The sequence below is a fragment of the Diaphorobacter sp. HDW4A genome, from assembly GCF_011305995.1.
Classification (GTDB): Bacteria; Pseudomonadota; Gammaproteobacteria; order Burkholderiales; family Burkholderiaceae_C; genus Diaphorobacter_A.
Genome location: NZ_CP049910.1, coordinates 4,616,084 through 4,634,088, shown reverse-complemented (window position 1 = coordinate 4,634,088; position 18,005 = coordinate 4,616,084). Strand labels below are relative to the sequence as shown.

Genomic DNA, 18,005 nt, shown 5'->3' with positions numbered 1-18,005 from the left:
ACACATCTTCAGGTCGCTTTTGCGGCAAGCTGCCTGAACGGAGCGACGCAGTCGCGCAGAGAGTTTTGCCGCATGCCCTCGAATTAGAAAGCGCGTTTTTGATTACTTTTTGGGCGCAAGCAAAAAGTGATTACCCCGCCGGGGGCAGTCCCGGCCTCCGCCCTTAACAACACAGCAGAAGCCAAAAAAGAAAACCGGCTTAAAAGCCGGTCCTCAAACGCAGTCAAAGCAAGTACAGAAGGTTACTTGGCGTGATCCACCATGTACTGCACAGCCGCCCGAATCTCATCATCCGAAGCAGTAGACCCACCCTTCGGCGGCATGGCACCCTTGCCAGAGATGGCCACCTTCACCATCGCATCGATACCGGTGGCGACATAAGGAGCCCACGCATTCTTGTCCCCAAACTTGGGAGCCCCCGCCACACCGGCAGCGTGGCAGACAAAGCAGGCCTTGTCATACAGCGCCTTCCCGGCATCCGCACTCACCGCAGCAACGGGCGCTGGTGCGGCAACTGCTGCAGCGGGAGTCGACACTTCGGCAGCCGACGCGGGTGCAGCAGCAGGCGCTGCCTCAGCCGCAGAGGCCGGAGCAGCAGCACCATCGGCAGCAGGCTTGTCGGGAATCGGGAACTTGCCACCGGCGGCATTCGCCATGTACGCCACGCCGCGAGCGATTTCGATGTCGTTGAAGTCGCCGCCGCCCTGAGGTGCCATGGCGCCCTTGCCTGTGAGGGCGGAATGCACCAGAGCTTCGAAGCCTTGCTTCAGGCGAGGCGCCCAAGCGGCTGCGTCTTCGAATTTGGGAGCGCCAGCGGCACCGGTGCCGTGGCAGGCTGCGCACTGGACTTTGTAGACTTCGTCGCCATTGCGCAACGGTCGGTTGGCGTCGCGGATTTCCACGCTGCCGACTTTTTGAATGCGTTCGGCCAGTGCCTTTTCGGGATTGCCATTGCCGGGCGCCGGTTTGTCCTTGGAGGTGACAAAGTAGACGAGGCCAATAATGATGAACACCGGAATCACGAATGCCGCAATAACGGTCACCAGCAATTGTTTTGGATTCTTGATTGGGCCGGTGTGCGCTTCTTCGTGGGTGTCGCTCATGGGGTCCTCAGTCTCAGCGTTTATCGAACTAAAGTTATCCAATGATTATATAGATGGGACTTTCGAAGGCCACCGGGCGAAGTTCCGGGTTGACGTTGGGCGCAGAATTGGCTTGCGTTGAGTCAATTCAGCAACACTTAAATGCAAAAGAAAAGGGCGCCGAGGCGCCCTTATTCAATAAAACCGAGATATTCAATATGAATTACTGAACAGTCTTGTCGGCTTCTTTGCCTGTCGCGCTGGCAGATCGGGCTGTGGCACGGTCGTCTTCGGGGCTCCAGCCACCGCCGAGGACCTTGTAGAGGCTCACCTGGTTCTGTATCAGCGCCAGTCGCACCTGCACCACAGCCTGCTCGGCGGTGAAGAGGGTGCGTTGGGCGTCCAGCAGGTCCAGGTAGCTGGACACGCCGTTGCGGTAGCGCAGGTCGGACAGCTTGAACTGTGCGCTCACAGCGTCCACCTGGGCCTGCTGTGCCTTGAGCTGGTCGACCAGCGTGCGGCGACTGACCAGCGAGTCCGAGACTTCGCGGAAGGCGGTCTGGATCGACTTTTCATACTGCGCTGCAGCAATCTTCTTGCTGACTTCGGCCACTTCGAGGTTGGCCTGATTGCGGCCCGCCGTGAAGATCGGCAGGTACAGCGAGGGGCCGATGCTGAAGTACTTCGAGCCTGACTGGAACAGATCCGAGATTTCGTTGTTGGCGAAACCGGCCGAGGCGGTCAGCGAGATGTTCGGGAAGAACAGGGCGCGTGCCGCGCCGATGTTGGCGTTGGCGGCGACCATCTGTTGCTCGGCGGAACGGATGTCCGGGCGGCGCAGCAGCAGGTCAGACGGTAGACCGGCCGGCACGTCAGCGAGCGCGGGCAGGTCGGTCAGCTTCTTGCCCTTGAGGCTGGTGAGCAGGTCAGGCGGCACCTGACCGCCGACCAGCAACGTCAGTGCGTTGATGTCCAGATCGCGCTGGCGCGTCTGGGCAGCCAGCGTGGCACGGGCGGTTTCGGTCAGCGTCTGGGCCTGGCGGAAGTCGAGCTCGGAAGCCGCACCCGCGTCGAAACGCAGTTTGGCCAGCTTGATCGATTCCTCGCGCGTTTGCAGCGTGCTGCGCGAGATCTCCAGCAGCTCCTCATCTGCCTGCAGGCCAAGCCAAGTGTTGGCGACCGCCGCGATCAAGGTGATCTGCGTGGACTTGCGGCCTTCCTCGGTGGAGAGGTACTGGGCCAGGGCCTGGTCCTTAAGGCTGCGAATGCGGCCCCAGAAGTCGATTTCCCAGTTGGCAGTGGCGAGACCCACGTTGTAGCTGTTCGTATACTTCCCGGTCAGCTGGCTGGGCGCACGCGTGGCGGAGGCGCTCACACCGACTTCCGGATACAGGGCGGCGCCCTGGATGTCGTAGGCCGCGCGGGCCTTGTCGATGTTGAGAACAGCCACCCGCAGGTCGCGGTTGTTTTCCAGCGCAAGGTCGATGATCTGCTGCAGGCGCGCGTCGGTGTAGAAGCTCTTCCACGGGATGTCGGCAGCTGGGGCATCGGTCGCCGCCGTGGCGATCGGATATTGATCGGCCACGGGCAGGTCGGTCTTGCCCATCGTCGGAATGAAAGAACAACCCGTCGCCATCAGCGCGACGGCCAGCAGCGTGGGAACGAGTCTTTTGTTATTCATGGTGTGAACCTCCCTGTGCGGCAATGGTGTCGCCGTTGTTTTGCGGAGCAAGATCCTGCTTTTCCTTCTTGCCGAACAGCTTGAAGATCACCACGAAGAACACCGGAACCAGGAACACGGAGAGCGGCGTGCCGATCATCATGCCCCAGAACACACCGGTGCCGATGGCCTTCTGGCTGGCTGCGCTGGCGCCCGAGGCGATGTACAGCGGCACCACGCCGAGAATGAATGCGAGCGAGGTCATCAGAATCGGTCGGAACCGCAGATGTGCAGCTTCCAATGCCGCATCGAATGCGCTCATGCCCTGCGCGTGCAGGTCTTTCGCGAACTCGATGATCAGAATCGCGTTTTTCGCCGACAAACCGATCACCGTGATCAGCGCCACCTGGAAGTAGATGTCGTTGGGCATGCCGCGCAGCAACATGCCGACCAGCGCACCGAACACACCGAGTGGCACCACCAGCAGCACGGACAGCGGGATTGACCAGCTCTCGTACAGCGCGGCCAGGCAGAGGAACACCGCCAGGATCGAGAACGCGTACAGGTACATGGCCGAGGAGCCTGCCTTGCGTTCGTCCAGCGATTGACCGGTCCACTCGAAACCGAAGCCTTCGGGCAGTTCGGACGCCAGCTTCTGCATTTCTTCCATGGCCTGACCGCTGGTGTAAGGTGCCTTCGCTGAGCCGGTGATGCTCATCGATGAATAGCCGTTGTAGCGCGTCACCTGCATTGGGCCGGAGATCCACTTGGTCGTCACCATGGTCGAGAGTTCCACCAGCTTGCCTTCCGCATTGGGCACGGTCAGGCGCATCACGTCCTCGGGCAACATGCGGCGACCCGCATCGGCCTGAATGGTCACGCGCTGCATGTAGCCCTTGTTCGGGAAGTCGGTGGAGTTCGAAGAGCCCAGCGCAGTCGCCAGTGTGGTGGCCAGATCGCCCATGCTCACACGCTGTGCGGCCACGGCGTCGCGGTTGATGTCGACTTGCCATTGAGGTGCGTCATCCACGCCATCAAAACGCACGCCGGTGAGGATCGGGCTTTGATTGGCCTTGGACATCAGCTCGTTGCGGGCGGCCACGAGTGCTGCATGTCCCTTGTTGCCACGGTCCTGCAGGCGGAAGGTGAAGCCGTCGCTGGTTCCCAGTTCGGGAATGGATGGTGGCACCAGGGTGTAGATGAAACCATCGCGCACCTTGGACAACGCACCCATGGACTTGCCAGCGAACGTGTTGGCATCCTGACCGGGGCCGGAGCGCTCGGACCAGTCCTTGAGCGTGGTGAACGCCAGACCCATGTTCTGACCGGTACCCGAGAAGCTGAAGCCCAGAATGCTCACGATGTGATCGGTTTCAGGCTGCTTGAGCACGTAGTCTTCCAGCTCGTTCATCGTCTTGCTGGTCCGCTCCTGCGTCGCACCCGGCGGCAGTTGCACCAGCGAGATCACGTAGCCCTGATCTTCCGTTGGCAGGAACGAGGTCGGCATGCGCATGAACAGGAACACCACGCCCACGACCACCAGCACAAACACCACCAGCGACTGCAGCGAACGACGCACCACGCCACCCACCGCACGGTGGTATTGCTTGGCGCCTTTGTCGAAATTGCGGTTGAACCAGTTGTAAAAGGGGCCGAGCAGGCCGGTCTTCTTGTCGTGCGCGTGGCCCTTGGCGATGGGCTTGAGCATGGTCGCGCAGAGTGCCGGAGTCAGCGTGAGCGCGAAGAAGCCCGAGAAGAAGATCGAGATCGCCATCACCAGCGAGAACTGGCGGTAGATGTTGCCGGTCGCGCCACTGAACAGAGCCAGCGGAACGAACACGGTCACCAGAATCACGGTGATACCGACCACGGCGCCCTGGATCTGGCCCATGGCCTTGATGGTGGCTTCCTTGGGCGGTATACCTTCTTCGGACATGATCCGTTCGACGTTTTCCACCACCACGATGGCATCATCCACGACGATACCGATCACCAGCACCATGGCGAACATCGCCAGAATATTGATGGTCAGGCCCGCCAGCAGCATCACGGCAAAGGTGCCCAGCAGCGCGATAGGCACCACAATGGTAGGAATCAGCGTGTAGCGGATGTTCTGCAGGAAGATCAGCATCACGATGAACACCAGCACGATGGCTTCAAGCAGCGTGTGAACCACCTTCTCGATGGAGATCTTCACGAACTTGGAGGTGTCGTACGGAGCCGACCATTTCACGCCCGCAGGCAGAAAGGGCGCGAGCTCGTTCATCTTGGTGTTGACCAACTTGGCAGTGGCCATGGCGTTGGCAGTCGATGTGAGCTGCACGGCCATGGCAATCGCAGGCTTGCCATCCAGACGCGAGTTGAAACCGTAATTCTCGATGCCCAGTTCCACGCGCGCCACATCCTTGATGCGCACGGTGGAGCCGTTGGCATTGGAGCGCAGCACCACGTTGCCGAATTCTTCGGGCGTCGTGAGCTGGCCTGGCACCACGATAGTGGCGCTCATGGTCGTGCCGGGGATCGATGGTGCATCGCCCAGCGCACCGCCGGAGATCTGCTGGTTTTGCGCGGCAATCGCGGCGTTCACCGAGGCGATCGACAGGCCGTAGCCCTGCAGCTTGGCGGGATCGACCCAGATGCGCATCGCACGGCCAGAGGCGAACAGCTGTGCCTTGCCGACGCCGTCCAGACGCTGCACTTCCGGCAGCACGTTGCGGTTCACATAGTCTGCGATGTCATCGCGCGCTGTGGCACCGTCCGTGGACTGGAACGCCAGAATCATCAGGAAGTTGCTCATCGCCTTGTCGACGCGCACACCCAGCGCCTGCACCACGGAGGGCAGACGCGGCAGAGCGCGCGACAGACGGTTTTGCACGTCCACCTGAGCCAGGTCGGGGTCGGTGCCCGGCTGGAAAGTCACGGTGAGCGTGCCCTGTCCGCCAGCAGGTGCCTTGGTCTCCATGTACATGAGACCCGTGGCACCATTGATTTCACGCTCGATGAGTTGAAGCACCGAGTCGGTCATGGCCTCGGAAGTGGCACCTGGATAGGTGGCTGTCACCGTGATGGTCGGGGGCGCCACGGACGGGAACTGTGCTACCGGCAATTGTGTGATCGACACAATACCGAACAGCACCACAAAAATGGCAATCACCCATGCAAAGATGGGTCTGTGGATAAAAAACTTCGACATGTGAGGTCGTTCCGATTACTTGCCGGACGAAGCGGCAGCAGCGGGGCCCGACGCTGCGGAGGCGGGTGCCGCTGCGGCGCTTGCGGGCTGTTGTGGCTGTGCGGCTGGCTGCGATGAGCCTGTCCATGGCACTGGAGTCACTTTCTTGGCACCCATGCCGACCTTCACCAGACCATCCACCATGACCTTTTCGCCAGCCTTCAGGCCCGACGTCACGATCCAGTTGGTGCCTTGCGACTGGCTGATCTGAACAGGGCGCGGGCTGACGGAGCCATCATCGGCCACCACCATCACGAAGTTGCCCTTCTCATTGCGAGTGACGGACTGCTGCGGAATCAGCATCGCGTTGTCGATCTGAGCCTGCTCCAGCTTCACACGCACGTACATGCCCGGCAGCAGCATGCCGTCGGGGTTCGGGATCTCGGCGCGCACCTGCACCTGGCCGGTGGTCTCGTCCACGGTCAGGTCGGTGAACAGCAAGCGACCCTGCTGCGGCATCTTGCGGCCGTCGTCGGTGTAGACGCTCACCCGCGCGCCTGCAGCGCCGTCGCTTGTCAGCTTGCCTTGGGCCAGCGCCTCGCGCAGGCGCAGGATCTCGGAAGACGACTGGGTGATGTTCACATACATCGGGTTGATCTGCTGGATCACCGCGAGCTGCGTTGCATCGCCCTGGCCGACCAGAGCACCTTCGGTCACCAGCGCACGGCCGATGCGGCCGGAAATCGGCGCTGTGACCGTTGCATAGCCGAGACTCACATTGGCATTGGTCACCGCAGCCTTGCCAGCGGCCACCTGTGCCTGAGCGGCTTTTTCGTTGGCTACTGCGACGTCGTATTCCTGCTTGCTGATGGCATTGGCCTCCACCAGCGGCTTGTAGCGGCGGGCGGTAGAAGAAGCCTGTGCCAGATTGGCCTCGGCCTGCGCCAAGGTCGCCTGAGCGCTCTGCAGGTTGGCCTTATAGGGCGTGTTGTCGATCTGGAACAGCACCTGACCGGCCTTCACGTTCGAGCCTTCCTGGAAGGTACGCTTTTGCACGATACCCGCAGCACGCGCACGGACCTGGGCCACGCGCGAGGCTTCAAGGCGACCGGGCAGGTCAGACACGATAGGCACGTTCTGCAGCTCGGCCGTCACCACGCCCACTTCCGGCGGTTTGGCTTGGCCCTGTGGAGCGTGCTGCTGCTCAGCCTTCTTGTCACCACAAGCAGCAAGGCCCAGCGCCGCGACCAATGTCACAACAATGGCCGCAGATTTGGAGTGGCGAAAAACAAAAGAAGAGTGGCCTTGAGCCGCCTGGGTTGCTTCATACACGGGATGCATGAAAGTCCTTCCGGTAGACATTTTTTAATGGATATATCAATCGCTACGTGCGCTCTTGTGTCCTGTCGGCGCCTTGGAGACGGGCCACGGGGATTCTCTGCGCGAATCGATCGACGAGCAGCTTGTGCGGATCAGGATAGGCCGTAAGGTGAAAACCGCAGCGATAGCCGTAGTTACCGCGAGGATTTTCAACGTCGCAGACCGCCCGAGACCGCTCAAGCATGCGTCGATCCGATTCGTGCAGAGGATTCCTTTGCCCATATCCCACGAATTTGATGCAGCAATTATACATACATGCATAAATGTATAATTAGTGACACCGGGGATTTACCCCACCCACGAATCAAAACGGCTCTTCGGAGCCAAAACATACAGAGACAGATGGACCTGGCTCACAGAGGGCCCGATACATGGCAAGGCGAACCAAGGCAGAAGCAGACGAAACCCGCACCAAACTCCTGGATGCGGCCGAAGAGGTGTTCTTCGAAAAAGGCGTGTCCCGCACCTCGCTGGGCGACATCGCGCAGCGCGCTGGTGCGACCCGGGGCGCGGTGTACTGGCACTTCAAGGACAAGGTGGACGTGTTCAACTCCGTGCTGAACCGCGTCTGCATGCCCTTCGACGAAATCTGCGACGACATATACGGGGACCTCGAGCCACTGGACCGCATCCGCAAATCCATCCGCAATGTCTTCGAGAACGTCGCGCTCGATGACCGCCGCCGCAAGATCTTCGACACCGCCGTGTTCAAGATGGAATACGTCGGCGAACTCGCAGCCGTGCGCGAGCGCCACGTCGAGGCGGCAGAGGTCTCCCGTGCCAAATTCACCGAAGACCTGAGCGCGGCAGCCCGCCAACTGAACGTGACCTTGCCCATGCCAGCGGATATCGCGGCGCAGGGCTTGCATGCATTGTTTGTCGGGCTCATACACGGCTGGGTTTTGAATGAGGGGAGTTTCCCCCTGACCGATGCTGGTTGTATGTCAGTGGATGCCTATTTGTCAGGTCTGGGCTTTGCATCCCACCTATCGCGAGTAAGCGCGTCCAGCCCTCAATCGCGAGAAGAACACCCCCGAGCCATGCCATAATCGCCAGTCCGGTTGCCTGCAACCGCGTCTTTTTGCTCGTTACATACAGCACGCGGCTGTAGCTCAGTGGATAGAGTATTGGCCTCCGAAGCCAAGGGTCGTGGGTTCGATCCCCGCCAGCCGCACCATCAATATCGATGGTTCCCTCGAAGCGTAGCACTTCGAAGCGAATCTCGAAAGGGCGGCTCATGGCGCACCCCCCGCGCTTCAAATACATAGGCTTCACCGATCACACCGGTTATGCGCAGGCAGCATCCGCATTGGTGAGCGCGATGGCTAGTTCGGGCATGCAGGTGATATGGGAGCCTGCGCGACAGGTGACGTGCATTGCGCCATATAACACCGAGCAGGTGCCTGATGCCACCATCGTGCATACCATGCCTGAGTATTTTCCGGACTATGTGAAGCGGGAGCATGCAGCAGGAGCGCATCGCGTCGTGGGGCATACGGTCTGGGAAACTGATCGCCTGCCTCCCCATTGGCCGACGCTGATCAATCTGATGGACGCGGTCATCGTTCCTACCGAGTGGAATCGAGATGTGTTTCGCCAAGGAGGTGTGCAGATTCCCATCATCGTGACTCCGCACATTCCCAAGCCCATGCAACCCGCACTGCCGCAGGATGTGTTTTACATGCGGCGGCGCCTTCCAGGACTTGAAGGGCGGTATGTCTTCTACACCATTGGCGCATGGCAACAGCGCAAGGGCATGGACTGTCTGGTGGAGGCGTTCTGCGAAGCATTCTCAGCGAATGACCCAGTGGGACTGGTGATCAAGAGCACGCCGTTTGACCAGGAACGGACCTTGCGCGAGACGGGCAATCCCCAGTACATCCCGAGTCGAAGGCAACTGGCAGTTCTGGTTCAGAGAGCGCAAGCCCGTTTAGGTCGTGCTGTGCCGCCAGTACATCATGTGGCGGAGGATCTCATCGATGCCGACATGCAGGCATTGCATGCGGTTGGCGATAGCTTCGTGTCGCTGAATCGTGGTGAAGGCTGGGGGCTTGGCGCGTTCGAAGCGGCGGCGCTGGGCAAGCCTGTCGTGATCACGAATTGGGGCGGGCCGCTGGCATTTCTGGATGCAAAGAGCGCCTATCTGGTGAGTGGGCAATTGGTGCCTGTGCAGATGGAAGTGCAAGGCATCTGCAACTGCCCGGACCAGCGCTGGGCGGAACCCAACCACGCTGAAGCGGTGGCGACGTTGCGCTCGGTGTTTGGGCAGCAGCAAGAGGCGGCCATGCGCGGACAGCGTGCTGCGCAAAGCATCCGCAACCGCTTTCAGCCCCAGATGATCGCAAGCGCCATGGTGGCGCAATTGCTGCAACTTCCGGTACGTTCTGAGGGCCTGCGGTCATGACGGAATCGAGCCCTGATTTCAACGCGTTCAACAATTCACTGATGATCGCGGTTCCGGTGTTCAACCGGATGGGACATTTGCTTCACCTGCTTGAAAGCGTGCGCGCCAGCCGTGATGTGCTGCACGGCAATTTGTACGCATTTGATGACGCGAGCTACGAGTTCGACCCAATGCTCCTGCGTCGCAGTCTGGACCCCAAGGCGAACATGATGCGGTTCAATCAGCACAGTACAAGCGCTGAACGGGCAATTGAGCGCATCTTCCGCTTCTTTGTGCAAAGCCAGGAGCATCAACATTTGGCCCTGCTGGACAGTGGCCTGATTGTTGCGGACGACTGGTTGCACGCTGCACAGCAGGGCTTTTCGCGTTCGAGCGGCTTGCTTTCGCTTCTAAACACCCCGATGCATCACACTGAATCACGAATTGGCGGCACTCCTGAGCTATTGATCAAGCAATCCATCGGTTTGATGGGAACAGTCTGGAGCAAGCCTGTTGTTGTGCATGTATTGCAGCATGTGCCGATGTCCAAGCGCTACGCGCAGGACGTCTGTCAGTTTCTGCGAGCGCTTATTCCGCTTTGTTGTCTGTTGGAGTCGCGCGTGCAGCATGTGGGTGTGAGCCAGCAGAGCCTGCACCTCAAGCGCTTCGAGCACGGTGTGGGCTTTGCTCCGGGCAATGCGGTGGCAGCGCAAATTCTCTCGCGCGAGACCGAGAAGATCATCCTCGATCTCACAACGCGCAAGTAGAAAACTCACGTACTACAGAAATGGCCTGGCCAATGTGGCATAGGTGCTGTCGCTTCGGCGAACATAGTTTTCATCCAGCAACCCCGCATGAAACTGCGTGAAATCCGTGCGCTCTTTTGACCACCACAGATGAGCCCACAGATGAATGCTCATCAGCTGTTCGGGCACGGGCGCTGACTCTTCGAATAGCGCGCGGATACCGTTCACGCTGAAACCGAAGTGATAGAACCATTGATGTGGCGCAACGCGCAGTTCGCCCGGCAATTGCTGCCACAGCGTGGCAGCGAGTTGACAGGAATGCTTGCTCCAGGTTCCATCGAAAACAGTGGCTGCCGTCTTGGCCCACTGTTCGATGAAGGCGCTTGCGGGCTGCGCGAAGATCACTGCGTTGCATAGTGACGGGCGCAGCACGCGGTTGTTGGCCAGGACGGCGTCTTCCTCGCCAAGCACGCAGGGTTCGGCATAGAGCATGTCCGGGTAAGGCTCGACGAACAGAGTGTCCATGTCCGTATAGACACCACCCTCGCGCGCCAGAATCGCCAGACGGATGAAGTCAGCCTCATGCGCGTAGCTATGGCCGTTTTGGGCAATGAATTGACCTTCTTCATGCGCGGCATAGAGCGATTGCGTGAAGCCTTTGGTGCTTGCTTCATCGATGCTGCGCAGCGTCACCCGGCCTTTGATGCGATCCCATAGGGGGCCGTGGGGCTCGTTGCGCAGATGAACGATCAGCTCATCTGGTTGGTTCACCGCAAGGCATGAGGCCAGGCACAGATAGTGCACAAGGTGAAAGGGTTCAGTCTGAGGGCGCAGACCAAAAATGAAATGAAAGCGTTTCACTGGTGTCATGCTTGCGCATCCAGAATTGGCAGGCGTTCCAGAACACGTTGCACAAAGGCGGCTTCGGACAAATGATGGGTCGCGTGCCACTGAATCAGTGTGCGTTGCTGGCCCTTGTCGAAAATGGTTTCGTAGGCATCGAGCAAGGCCTCTGCCAACGCGGAAGTCTGCGACAGGGCAATTGGCGCAAAGCCTTGCCATTCAGTGCCAAGCAAGCCTTCAAGACCTCGCCGGGCGGCAGCGACAACGGCGTTGCCTGCATCCACTGAATCCATCACGCGCATTCCAAGCCCGTCACCTTCATCAGCCACGAGCAGCACCTGCGCGCTGGCTCGCAGCAGATCTTCGCCGTCGCCGTTCAGGTGCTGGTCGAGCAGCACTACACCGGTATGTCGGGCGTGCGTCATGCGCTCTTCAATCCAGCTTGCTGTATCGACAAATCCATCAATAGCTGCGGGTGCGACGAACTGCGGCGGGCAATGCAGGATCAGCGATACATCGATGTCCATGCGCTCGCCGAAAGCCTTCTCCCACGCCGCCAGCAGGTGGCCGCAGCCCTGCATGCCGTGGCCGTCAAGAGTGCAAAGAAACACGAAGCTGCCCGCAGTCACATCGAGCGAAGATTGAAATGCGTGCAACCTGGTTTGATCCAGGTTGTAGCTCGCGCGGTGCTGGCGGATTGGTGGCATCACCGCAAGATTTGGTGCGGCGCAGACTTCGTGCATGATTTCTGCCCATTGCGCGTCGGGCAGCCAGATTTCGTCGCAGCTTTCGCACAAGTGTGCCAGTGTGTGCAGCGGCCAATGCGGGTTGCGCTCCAGATACGCAATGCGCTTTTTTGCATTGCCAAGCAACGGCGCCCACCATTCAGGCGATGTCACGGCAAGCAGGATGTCGGCATTGCCGTTGATGCGAGTATGCCGTGCCACAGCAGGAAGATCGGCCAGGCGCGCGTCGTGCTGCGCCATGTGTTCAATGGCGGTCATGGGCAGCTCGACGGGGGGGCGCGTTTGCTGCAAGCCGCGCAGCGGTGCGGGAGGCTCCAGAATCTGCCATTGAACAGGCATGCCCGCATTCACCAGTGCCCGAACCTGACGCAATGCTAGCCAGGAAAGGTCGGACTGTATCGATGGCTTGTGCGGATCGAGAAAGCTGATGATGCGCAGCGTTTGCGGGCCCGTCATGCTGGCATCACTCCGTGGTGATGGGTGATGACGTCGATCTGTACGTGAATGTCGAAGCCCAACTCGCGCAACTGGCGGCAGACCCAGTAGTCTTCCGACAGATACACGCCATCGACTACACCGACTTGGAACACGTCGTACATCAATATGTCTTCTGCGTAGTTGCCGCGCAGCGTTTGCCTGGATGGTGTGTAGACGCTACCTTGCTCTATGGCTTTGTTCACCAGTGCGCCCACGGCTTTGCGGCTGAGCATCAGTGCTGCCGTGCCAATGTGCTCCACCAGAATCTGCTCGCCGGCTTCGCCCACGCATCGCCCGATGTTGAAAATGCGCTGGCCTTGTGCGTTCCGGCCCTTGAGTGCCACGGGCGCGCCGATGACATCGCGTTGCTGTGCAAGCATTTGCTTGAGTGATTCGGGCGGCAGGCTTACATCGGCGTCCAGAAACAGCAGATGTGTGCAAGCTGCATTCGCCCAGAAACTAGAGAGCACTGTGTTTCTCGCTCGTGTGATCAGGCTTTCGTTGCCGATGGTGGCGAGCGTGTACTCGATGCCAGCGCCTTGGTAGGACAGCAGCGAGTTGAGATAGTCAATATGAACCATGCCGCCGTAAGCGGGCGTACCTATCATCACATGCGGGGTGACCGAATTTGAAGTTTTTGCGATGCTTTGCGACTCAGCTGCAACTGGGTTTGTGATGCTTTGGCTTCGGCGTTGGATAGTCACTGAGCAGACTCCATCGGGCGGTATTTTTCGGGATAGCCTGTGTATTGACGTTGGACCTCTGCCATGCGCGCCAGCTGCGCATCGCTGCAATTGCAAATGCTCTGCAGCAAACGGGCGTTGTTGCGATAAAGCTCCGGGTTCAATTGTTCAACCGCTCTTGGATGCCACAAGTGCAGCGCCTTGCCAGGTTGAAGGCCCACTTGCATTTTGGCGCGTTTGAGCTTCATGGACATGGCATCATCTTCGCCGCCCCAGCCCACGAAGCGCTCATCCCACGCACCAATGTGAAAGAACGCATCTACCCGGATGGCAAACATGCCGCCGCATAGCGGCAGTTGTTCGCCAATTGCTTCACGCCCGGGGGAGGCATTGGGGCTTGGGGCAGGAGCGTAGTCGTAGTGTCCCAGGTGCATGTTCTCGCTCTCCGCGGCTGAGAGGTCGCGAACATCATCGTACGGTTTGCTGATGGGAAACTTCTGCTCGCACGACTCGATCATGCTGCGCAGGCGGCCAGAAACGATCAAGTCGGCATCGGTGAACACCAATACCGACGTCCGCGCCATGCGCGCTCCGACATTGAACCCCCAGGCTTTGTTGAAGCCATGAGGGTTGTAGCCAAACAGGATTTGGTGATTGGGATGCGGCAGTGCGCCGGTCAAGCGCGGATGAGCATCTTGCTCCAACACGATCAGCTTTGCTTGCGGCGCTTCCGCAGCTAACCATTGCACGGTGGTCAGCAGATTTTTCCGACGCTCGGGGCTACTCTCACGATAGGTCATCAAGATGGTGGCATTCATTGGTGGCCTGTGTTTTTGAATACATTTCAAAAAATTCGATAGATCGAAGATATCACCTTCGACGGCTCTGTCATGAACTTGGACTGCACCAAATCATCTGCAGTTCCGGGATATCCCGGCGAGGTCACGGAGCGATCAACTGAACGGCCAAGCCTTCACGCAAAACTGCAGTAGGCTTTTGACGCGGGAGCAAAGGAATGTATGAACCCATTTGAGCAACCGCATTTCCTTTTTCGCAGAAAATTCACGCTGGAACTGGTCAGTTTCTGATTCTTTTTTCAACGCCCCCGGTCGCTTTACTGGCAGATGAACTTTGTCGAACAAGGATGCGAGTGGAAGGCTCTAGCTACGTCCCCAATACCCAGCTTCGTCATATCGGTGAGCCCCCAATCCAGTTGGGCCGTTACGGCAGATCGAACGCCCCGTTTCTGGCGTAAGTGCACGTGGGTTTATGTCTGGGCGGATGCCGTCCCTGCATCCGATCTTTCGCAGCGAACGGCGGCTGAGTCGTGAGCTGGGAAGGTAAATTGTCAACGAATACGAAACAAGTTGTTTTATGAAATAAATTTGCTAGTATTGATAGCAGTTGTTTGAGTTCACGCGAGTGTATGAAACTCTGCTCGTCTCATTTGCACCCGATGCTCTCTTTTTGATCTGCCATGACCAACGAAAAGAAAATTCTTGAAGACGACCGTATCCCTGAACGTGAGGCAGGGGCTTCAAGCAATCGTCGTTTCCGGCAGGTTCGGCCAGCCGCGTTGTTGGCGTTGGGTGCGCTGTCGACGGCAACTTCATTTCAGGCATTGGGCGCCGTCAATCCCAAGCAAGACAACTACGTCGTTACGCAAGGCAGTAGTGTGTCTGGCGACGTGAGTAAAAACGATGGGTTGGATCCCGCGAACACTTACACCTATGCCCCTGATCCTGGCAATCCTCCCCCGAGTGGGCTTGTCTTGGGCAGCGATGGATCGTTCACATATACGCCTGCACCGGGCGCTACGAGCAGTGGATTTGGCTATTTTTTGACCGAGACGCTCCCATCTGGCGCGTCAAACACCTTTTTCCAATGGGTTTCGCTGTATGTCAATAGCGCAACTGCGGCAGCGAAACCGGACGCAATCACCATTTACCAAGACGAATTGGCATTTATTCCGCTATTGGACAATGACCTCATAGCGCACCCTGCCGATCCTGCAAATGTCTCGGTTAATGGCGTTGCGGACCCTGCAAATGGAACATTTCAATATCCATCATATTGGTTCAACAGTGACGTAAACCTGCCGACTGCGTACAAACCCAATGCGGGGTTTGTAGGTAGCGATTCGTTCATTTACCAGTTGAATTCGCCGGATCCCAATTTGCCTGGCAATTCAATCGCGTCATTCGCTGAGGTGAGCATTACCGTATTGCCCGGATCTCGCCCTGTTCCGCCCGTACCTGTACCTGTGCCGACACCTCCTGCTCCTGCGTCGACGTCTGCATCGCCTCTGAACGACGCTTACGTTGCATATCCTGGATATCAGCTTGCCAGCAATGTGACAACGAATGATCCGGTCAATGATCCGATGGGAACGTTGTCGATGTCGTTTGTGGATGTCTGGAATGCGGATCCCAGCAGTGGCATCGGCAATCCACCCAAACCGGCGCATGCCAAGGCATTTGGCATTGGATCTGACGGAAATTTTGCATATGAACCGGAGCCTGGTTTTGTGGGCTCTGACTCCTTTGACTACAGGTTTACGGCAATCTATGACCTTCCCGGCGGCGGACAAGGGTATACCAATGCCATGGCTACCGTCTATATCACCGTCCCGTCGCGTATCGAGAATGACGTAGAAACGGTGGCGGTTGGGCAGCAGAAATCTTCAAGCGTTGCAACGAACGATCAGCTTTACGGCATGGCGGGCATGAGGTTTGAAGTGACTACGTCGCCCACACATGGGACACTGATTTCCTTTGATCCTGCAACGGGTGCCTACACATTCGAGCCTACTGCCGGTACACCGGATGGCACGGTCGATACCTTCGAGTACGATCTAGTGCAACTGGACTCCAATGGCATGGAGATTGGGCGCTACAAAAAGGGTGTGGTGACCATCACGATTACCGCATCGACCACTCCACCCCCTGCCTCAGGAGTGCAGCCAGTGCCGACTCTCGGGGTATGGGGGGTAGCGGGTCTTTCCGCGCTGCTGGCAGGCGGGGGCGTTCTCAACTCGCGCCGACGACGTGAAAAGCCGAAACCGGACAAGCGCTGACGAGGCGGTGACGAAACAGGGTGCTCTGTTGGATGCCTTTTTTCGTTCAGTTCAGATATGCGTGATCCAGCCAGTGGCGTGAGTGACGCAGAAAGCTTCGAAGCGTTCAATCGACAAACGCTGATTGCCATTCCGGTATACAACCGAGCGGGGTGTTTGTTGAGACTGCTTGCCAGCATGTATGCCTGTCAGTCGCTGCTGGCCGAAAACGTGCATGTCTTTGACGATGCGAGCGAGGAGTTCGATGCCGTATTTTTGCGGCGCAACCTGCACCCCGCATCTCAGCTGATTTGCCATGTGTCAAATAGCGGCCGAGCAGATCAAGCTGTGGCCCGGATATTCGATTTCTTCCTGCAAAGTTCCTACCAACAGGTGCTGCTGCTCGACAGCGATTTGCTGGTGGCAGACGATATGCTGCAGACAGCGTGGAGGGGTTTTGCGCAGTCTGAAGGGTTGCTCTCGCTTTTCAACACTCCAAACCACCCCTCGAGTGCGCAACTGGTTCCCGAAGGGCTGCTACTCAAGCACAGCGTAGGCTTTGCGGGTACGTTGTGGGGTCGTGAGGTTGTGACGGATCTTGTGGCGAATGTGCCCGTCTCCAATACCTTTGATTGGGACATTTGTCGCTACTTGAGCGGTCGCCGTGCAATCTGGTGCTTGCTGGAATCGCGAGTGCAGCACGTGGGCTCAGAGGGGCAGAATTCTCGTCGCGATCACTTCGACTATGGAGTCGGATTCAACCCAGGAAACATGGTGACTGCCAACCTGTTGGCCCGCGAAACGGAAAAGATCATTCTTGCGCTGCAAAATCGATGACAGGGTCTCTGGTGAAGCAAAATATCGTTCGTGCCATCTGGCCGGAATCCAAACCGAAACCTATGCAAATCAGTTGTTTGATGGTGACTCAGGCATCACGTTTCGAATGGGTGCAGCTTGCGGTGGCAGATTTTTGTGCGCAAACCTACGCGGAGCGCGATCTGCTGATCATTCACGACAGCGGCACAGGCTTTGACGATGCGCTGAAGCACTGGATTGCCACGGCCTCTGCGTGCGCGAAGGAGCTCAAGCGCATTGCAGTGAAGCGCGTGCCCGCCGGTCAAACTTTGGGAGCACTGCGCAATCAGTCCGTGCAGATGGCCACCGGGGATCTAGTGTGCCAATGGGACGACGACGACCGCTATCACCCGATGCGACTTGCGCTGCAAGCCGAAAAGCTTCGGGCGGCAGACGCGGATTTCTGCTTTCTCAGAGACCAGCTTCACGGGTTTGTATCTGACAAAACGCTGTGTTGGGATGACTGGAATGTCGAGCCCTATCCGCTCAATTTCGTACAGGGGACACTGCTTGGAAAACGCGACAAGATGCCGCGCTATCCGGAGATTGAGCGCGGAGAAGACACGGGCCTGTGTCTCGCCATCTTGAATGAGGGGCATCGCGTTACCCGTCTGCGTCACCATGGTTGGTGCTACATCTATACGTTCCATGGTGACAACGTGTGGGGCGATCAACATCATCAGTCTATATCGTCGACCAAACGCATGCCACTCGCTTTCGTCGTGGGGAAATCGAAGGAACTACGGGCGCGTCTTGCCGAGTACATAAACTTGCCGGGGTATCAGCAGATACTTGCAGGGAATTCCGGCATTCCGGTTCCTGGTGATCAACGTGGATAGATGAATTGCAAAGCACTGAACTCGGAGTCAGTACTTGGCATAGAGTGTCGGCGCATCATTTGATTTTTCGCTTCTGAGACGTGC

14 protein-coding genes and 1 tRNA gene are annotated in these 18,005 nt (G+C 58.3%); 7 read left to right on the top strand and 8 right to left on the bottom strand.

The annotated features are described in order from the left end of the window. Positions 1–242: 242 nt before the first annotated feature. From G7047_RS21225 to G7047_RS21210, 4 genes are all read right to left on the bottom strand, one after another. Entirely contained in the window at positions 243–1,103 is an 861-nt protein-coding gene (locus G7047_RS21225; RefSeq protein WP_166309835.1) for a cytochrome c5 family protein, read from the bottom strand. A 202-nt stretch (positions 1,104–1,305) separates the two neighbouring features. Further along, complete coding sequence (locus G7047_RS21220; RefSeq protein ID WP_166309833.1) at positions 1,306–2,763, bottom strand: efflux transporter outer membrane subunit; 1,458 nt, start codon at positions 2,761–2,763, stop codon at positions 1,306–1,308. Then, the gene (locus G7047_RS21215; RefSeq protein WP_166309831.1) at positions 2,756–5,935 is read right to left on the bottom strand and encodes an efflux RND transporter permease subunit; all 3,180 of its coding nucleotides are present in this window, start codon (positions 5,933–5,935) and stop codon (positions 2,756–2,758) included. Before G7047_RS21215 ends, G7047_RS21220 begins: the two co-directional genes overlap by 8 nt. A 15-nt stretch (positions 5,936–5,950) precedes the next feature. After that, positions 5,951–7,255 (bottom strand): efflux RND transporter periplasmic adaptor subunit, encoded by a 1,305-nt coding sequence (locus G7047_RS21210; RefSeq protein WP_166309829.1) that lies wholly within the window; start codon positions 7,253–7,255, stop codon positions 5,951–5,953. Positions 7,256–7,665: 410 nt separating this feature from the next. On the opposite strand from G7047_RS21210, the gene G7047_RS21205 reads away from it, so the two are divergent. From G7047_RS21205 to G7047_RS21190, 4 genes are all read left to right on the top strand, one after another. Continuing rightward, complete coding sequence (locus G7047_RS21205; RefSeq protein ID WP_166309827.1) at positions 7,666–8,343, top strand: TetR family transcriptional regulator; 678 nt, start codon at positions 7,666–7,668, stop codon at positions 8,341–8,343. 52 nt (positions 8,344–8,395) lie between these two features. Beyond that, a tRNA-Arg gene (locus G7047_RS21200) sits at positions 8,396–8,471 on the top strand. A 60-nt stretch (positions 8,472–8,531) separates the two neighbouring features. After that, entirely contained in the window at positions 8,532–9,698 is a 1,167-nt protein-coding gene (locus tag G7047_RS21195) for a glycosyltransferase (protein ID WP_166309825.1), read from the top strand. Next, entirely contained in the window at positions 9,695–10,444 is a 750-nt protein-coding gene (locus G7047_RS21190; protein WP_166309823.1) for a hypothetical protein, read from the top strand. Before G7047_RS21195 ends, G7047_RS21190 begins: the two co-directional genes overlap by 4 nt. A 12-nt stretch (positions 10,445–10,456) precedes the next feature. Here the strand turns inward: G7047_RS21190 and G7047_RS21185 are convergent, their stop codons facing one another. The 4 genes from G7047_RS21185 to G7047_RS21170 form a co-directional block, all read right to left on the bottom strand. Beyond that, positions 10,457–11,293, bottom strand: coding sequence for a glycosyltransferase (locus G7047_RS21185; RefSeq protein WP_166309821.1), 837 nt, complete (start codon positions 11,291–11,293; stop codon positions 10,457–10,459). Continuing rightward, positions 11,290–12,468: a hypothetical protein gene (locus G7047_RS21180; RefSeq protein ID WP_166309819.1), complete on the bottom strand. Its 1,179-nt coding sequence runs from the start codon at positions 12,466–12,468 to the stop codon at positions 11,290–11,292. The genes G7047_RS21185 and G7047_RS21180 overlap by 4 nt, the downstream gene beginning before the upstream one ends. Beyond that, a complete protein-coding gene (locus tag G7047_RS21175; RefSeq protein ID WP_166309817.1) occupies positions 12,465–13,070 on the bottom strand; it encodes a hypothetical protein in 606 nt (201 codons plus the stop codon). The genes G7047_RS21180 and G7047_RS21175 overlap by 4 nt, the downstream gene beginning before the upstream one ends. Positions 13,071–13,189: 119 nt before the next feature. Next, positions 13,190–13,990 carry a galactosyltransferase-related protein gene (locus G7047_RS21170; RefSeq protein WP_166309815.1) on the bottom strand — a complete coding sequence of 267 codons (801 nt, stop codon included), beginning with the start codon at positions 13,988–13,990 and terminating at the stop codon, positions 13,190–13,192. A 659-nt stretch (positions 13,991–14,649) separates the two neighbouring features. On the opposite strand from G7047_RS21170, the gene G7047_RS21165 reads away from it, so the two are divergent. From G7047_RS21165 to G7047_RS21155, 3 genes are read left to right on the top strand one after another with little or no spacing between them, the layout of a single operon-like run. Next, positions 14,650–16,248: an IPTL-CTERM sorting domain-containing protein gene (locus G7047_RS21165; protein WP_166312192.1), complete on the top strand. Its 1,599-nt coding sequence runs from the start codon at positions 14,650–14,652 to the stop codon at positions 16,246–16,248. Positions 16,249–16,305: 57 nt separating this feature from the next. Beyond that, positions 16,306–17,064, top strand: a complete 759-nt coding sequence (locus G7047_RS21160; protein ID WP_166309813.1) for a glycosyltransferase family 2 protein — start codon at positions 16,306–16,308, stop codon at positions 17,062–17,064. An 11-nt stretch (positions 17,065–17,075) separates the two neighbouring features. Further along, positions 17,076–17,921, top strand: coding sequence for a glycosyltransferase (locus G7047_RS21155; RefSeq protein WP_166309811.1), 846 nt, complete (start codon positions 17,076–17,078; stop codon positions 17,919–17,921). The last annotated feature ends 84 nt before the right edge of the window (positions 17,922–18,005 follow it).

Excerpts from the sequence above, each read along its gene's own strand:
- G7047_RS21205 (WP_166309827.1), top strand. The coding sequence starts at position 7,666 with ATGGCAAGGCGAACCAAGGCAGAAGCAGACGAAACCCGCACCAAACTC.
- G7047_RS21175 (WP_166309817.1), bottom strand. The coding sequence starts at position 13,070 with ATGGTTCATATTGACTATCTCAACTCGCTGCTGTCCTACCAAGGCGCT.
- G7047_RS21215 (WP_166309831.1), bottom strand. The coding sequence starts at position 5,935 with ATGTCGAAGTTTTTTATCCACAGACCCATCTTTGCATGGGTGATTGCC.
- G7047_RS21170 (WP_166309815.1), bottom strand. The coding sequence starts at position 13,990 with ATGAATGCCACCATCTTGATGACCTATCGTGAGAGTAGCCCCGAGCGT.
- G7047_RS21165 (WP_166312192.1), top strand. The coding sequence starts at position 14,650 with ATGACCAACGAAAAGAAAATTCTTGAAGACGACCGTATCCCTGAACGT.
- G7047_RS21195 (WP_166309825.1), top strand. The coding sequence starts at position 8,532 with ATGGCGCACCCCCCGCGCTTCAAATACATAGGCTTCACCGATCACACC.
- G7047_RS21185 (WP_166309821.1), bottom strand. The coding sequence starts at position 11,293 with ATGACACCAGTGAAACGCTTTCATTTCATTTTTGGTCTGCGCCCTCAG.
- G7047_RS21220 (WP_166309833.1), bottom strand. The coding sequence starts at position 2,763 with ATGAATAACAAAAGACTCGTTCCCACGCTGCTGGCCGTCGCGCTGATG.
- G7047_RS21160 (WP_166309813.1), top strand. The coding sequence starts at position 16,306 with ATGCGTGATCCAGCCAGTGGCGTGAGTGACGCAGAAAGCTTCGAAGCG.
- G7047_RS21190 (WP_166309823.1), top strand. The coding sequence starts at position 9,695 with ATGACGGAATCGAGCCCTGATTTCAACGCGTTCAACAATTCACTGATG.
- G7047_RS21180 (WP_166309819.1), bottom strand. The coding sequence starts at position 12,468 with ATGACGGGCCCGCAAACGCTGCGCATCATCAGCTTTCTCGATCCGCAC.
- G7047_RS21210 (WP_166309829.1), bottom strand. The coding sequence starts at position 7,255 with ATGCATCCCGTGTATGAAGCAACCCAGGCGGCTCAAGGCCACTCTTCT.
- G7047_RS21225 (WP_166309835.1), bottom strand. The coding sequence starts at position 1,103 with ATGAGCGACACCCACGAAGAAGCGCACACCGGCCCAATCAAGAATCCA.